Origin of the sequence: Acidisphaera rubrifaciens HS-AP3 (assembly GCF_000964365.1) — a bacterium.
GTDB lineage: Bacteria > Pseudomonadota > Alphaproteobacteria > Acetobacterales > Acetobacteraceae > Acidisphaera > Acidisphaera rubrifaciens.
In genome coordinates this window covers 1-3,123 of sequence record NZ_BANB01000306.1, presented here as the reverse complement: position 1 = coordinate 3,123, position 3,123 = coordinate 1, and the positions used below count along the sequence as shown (strand labels likewise).

The following is a 3,123-nucleotide window of genomic DNA, read 5'->3' as shown; positions in this document are numbered from 1 at the left end:
GCGCCTTGCGTCAGCGCGCCTTGCGTCAGCGCGCGGCGGCGGCGACCCGGCGGACCGGCAGCGGCATCGGGTCCTCGGGGTTGGTCAGCGCGCCCAGCAGCGCCTCGCGCAGGCCGGCCAGCTTGCGCTCGTTCTCGACCTTCAGCCCGAACACGTCCTTGACATAGAAGACGTCCACCGCCCGCACGCCATAGGTCGTGACATGCGCGCTCGCGATCTGCAGCCCCTGGTCGCTGATCGCCGCCGTCACGTCGTGCAGCAGGCCCGGCCGGTCGCGGCCGTTGACCTCCAGCACCGTGTGCGTGTTGCTCGCGTGGTTGTCGATCACCACCCGCGGCGGCACGTGGATCGCGCGCATCCGCCGGCCGATCACCGACCGCGACGCCTCCTTGATCTCGGCCGACAGGCGCAGCCGGCCGGACAGCGCCTGTTCGATCAGCGCCGACAGCCGCGCCAGCCGGTGCGGCGCGTCGAACGCCCCGCCGCCCGCGTCCTGGATCCAGAACGTGTCGAGCGCCATGCCGTTGGTCATGGTGTGGATGCGCGCATCGACGATCGACGCGCCCGCGACCGCCAGCGCGCCGGCGATGCGCGAGAACAGCCCGGCATGGTCGGCGACATAGACCGTCACCTCCGTCACCGCGCGCGCCGGCAGCGGCATCGTCTCGACCGTCAGCGGCGCGCCCCGCCGCTCAGCCTCGCGCACCAGCCGGGCGTGACGGGCATGCGTCTCCGGGTCGAACGACAGCCAGTAGCCGCCGTAGCCCAGCTCCCAGAAATGCGCGATGTCGTCCTGCGTCCAGCCGTCCATCAGCGCCGCCGCCGCCTGTCGCGCGCGCGCCACGCGCACGTCGCGCTCGGCGGTGGACAGGCCGCCGGCCAGCACCTCGCCCACCCGCGCGTACAGCTCGCGCAGCAGCGTCGCCTTCCAGCCGTTCCACACCTTGGGCGACACCGCGCGCATGTCCGCGACCGTGAGCGCGAGCAGCAGGCGCAGCCGCTCCGGCGACTGGATCGTCTCCGCCAGATCGAGGATCGTCTTGGGGTCGTCGATGTCGCGCTTGAACGCGGTCTGGCTCAACAGCAGGTGATGCAGCACCAGCCACGAGACGGTCTCCGTCTCCTCGGCGGACAGGCCGATCGCGGGCCCCACTTCCTGCGCCACCTCGGCGCCCAGCTCCGAATGGTCGCCGCCGCGCCCCTTGGCGATGTCGTGCAGCAGCAGCGCGACATACAGCGCGCGGCGGGACTGCAAATGGTCCATCACGCCGGACGCGACCGGCACCGCGTCGCGCAATTCGCCCCGCTCGACCGCGTTGAGGACGCGCACCGCCTCGATCGTGTGCTCGTCCACGGTGAAGACGTGATAGGTGTCGAACTGCATCTGTCCGACGATGCGCGCCCAGTCCGGCAGATAGCGGCCGAGGAACCCGGTCTCGTTCATCACCGACAGCCAGCGCGCCCCGTCGGCGCGGCGATGGGCGTGCCCGTCATCGTCGCCGCACAGCAGATCGAGGAAGATGGCGGCCGCGTCCGGATCGCCGCGCAGCGCGACGGCGCGCCGCTCGTGGCGGATCAGCGCGCGCAGGGTCAGCGGATGCAGTGTCAGGTTGCGGTCGCGCGCCACCTGCAGCACGCGCAGCATTTGCAACGGCTCCGCGTCGAAGCCGCGATCGGGCGCGGGCAGCAGCTTGCCTTCCGCCAGCACGAAGCCTGCGTCGAGCAGCGCCGGATCGGTCTGCGCCGCGAGCGCCGGCGGCCCGAGTGCGGCGCGCAGGATCGCCGGCTCCAGCAGATGCGTCGCCCGCACCACCTCGCGCACCGTCAGGAAATAGTGGCGCATGAAGCGCTCCACCCCGTCCTGCCGGCCGTGGCGGGTATAGCCCATGCGCGCGCCGATCACCGGCTGGAGGTCGAAGGTCAGCCGCTCCTCCGCCCGGCCGGCGACGTAATGGAGGTGAAAGCGCACCGTCCACAGGAAATCCCACGACCGGCGGGCGTGCCGCGCCTCCATCTCCTGCAGCAGCCCCGGGCCGTCCGGCCCGACCAGCTCGGCGACCGTGGTGATGCCGAACACGTAGCGCGCCATCCAGTACAGCGTCTGCATGTCGCGCAGGCCGCCGCGCCCTTCCTTGACGTTCGGCTCCACCAGGAACGGGCTGTCGCCGTAGCGGCGGTGGCGGGCGTCGCGCTCGGCCTGCTTGGCGGCGAAGAACTCGGCGGGGCCGGCCTCGCGGCAGTTGGCGCGGAACTGCGCCGCGAACTCCTCGAACAGCTTCGTGTCGCCGCAGACCGGCCGCGCATCCAGCAGGCTGGTGCGCACCGTCGTGTCGCGCGCCGCCTCGGCCAGACATTCGGCGACGGACCGCGTGGCGTGGCCGACCTTCAGCCCCAGGTCCCACAGGAAATACAGCATGTATTCCACCGCCCGCAGCGTCGCCGGCGCCGGCGTCGCCTGGGTGAGGAACAGCAGGTCGATGTCGCTGAACGGCGCCAGCACGCCGCGCCCATAGCCGCCGGTCGCGGCGATCGTCAGCCGCTCGCCGATGCGCCCCGGCCCGTCCGGCCCGGTCGCATGGGCGAACAGCGCCGCCACCAGCCCGTCGGTCAGCCCCGACAGGCGCCGCGCCGCCTCCAGCCCCGACAGCCCCTCCTGCTCGAAGGTTTCCTGCACGTGGTGCTGGATGCGCGCCAGATGGCGGCGGAACGCGCCGAGGACGGCGTCGCGCGACAGGCCGCCGGCGTCGCGCAGGCTGTCGATCGCCTCGTTCAGCTGGGCCAGCGCGGCATCGGGTTCGGTCGGGAGCGGCGGTGCGTGGAGCATGTCAAACCGAACCTAGATCGTTCTGCGGCGCTGCAACAGGAAGGAGTTTCTTAAGTCGGTACAATGTCTGCAACGCGTCGAGCGGCGTCATCTGGTCGAGATCGAGCGCCGCGACCGCCGCCCGCAGCGCCGCGCCGCCGCCCGGATCGGCACCGGGATCGGGATCGGGATCGGCCGCGGCAGCGTTGCCCGGATCGGCACCTGGATCGGCACATGGCTCTGCCGCGCCCTCCGACAGACCCGCGAACAGCGGCAGCGCGGCGGCGGGCGCCCGGCGGCCGGCACGCTCGAAACCGGCG

2 protein-coding genes are annotated in these 3,123 nt (G+C 72.3%); both read right to left on the bottom strand.

Annotated elements, in window-relative coordinates; genetic code table 11:
- Nucleotides 1-25 precede the first annotated feature (25 nt).
- Nucleotides 26-2,824, bottom strand: coding sequence for a [protein-PII] uridylyltransferase (locus B8460_RS10135; protein ID WP_084623464.1), 2,799 nt, complete (start codon nucleotides 2,822-2,824; stop codon nucleotides 26-28).
- A gap of 1 nt (nucleotide 2,825) precedes the next feature.
- Nucleotides 2,826-3,123, bottom strand: a 298-nt coding sequence (locus tag B8460_RS21855) for a hypothetical protein (protein ID WP_048861479.1), incomplete at its 5' end; no start/stop codon positions are given.

Coding starts and splice junctions, on each gene's coding strand:
- B8460_RS10135 (WP_084623464.1), bottom strand. CDS start 2,824: ATGCTCCACGCACCGCCGCTCCCGACCGAACCCGATGCCGCGCTGGCC.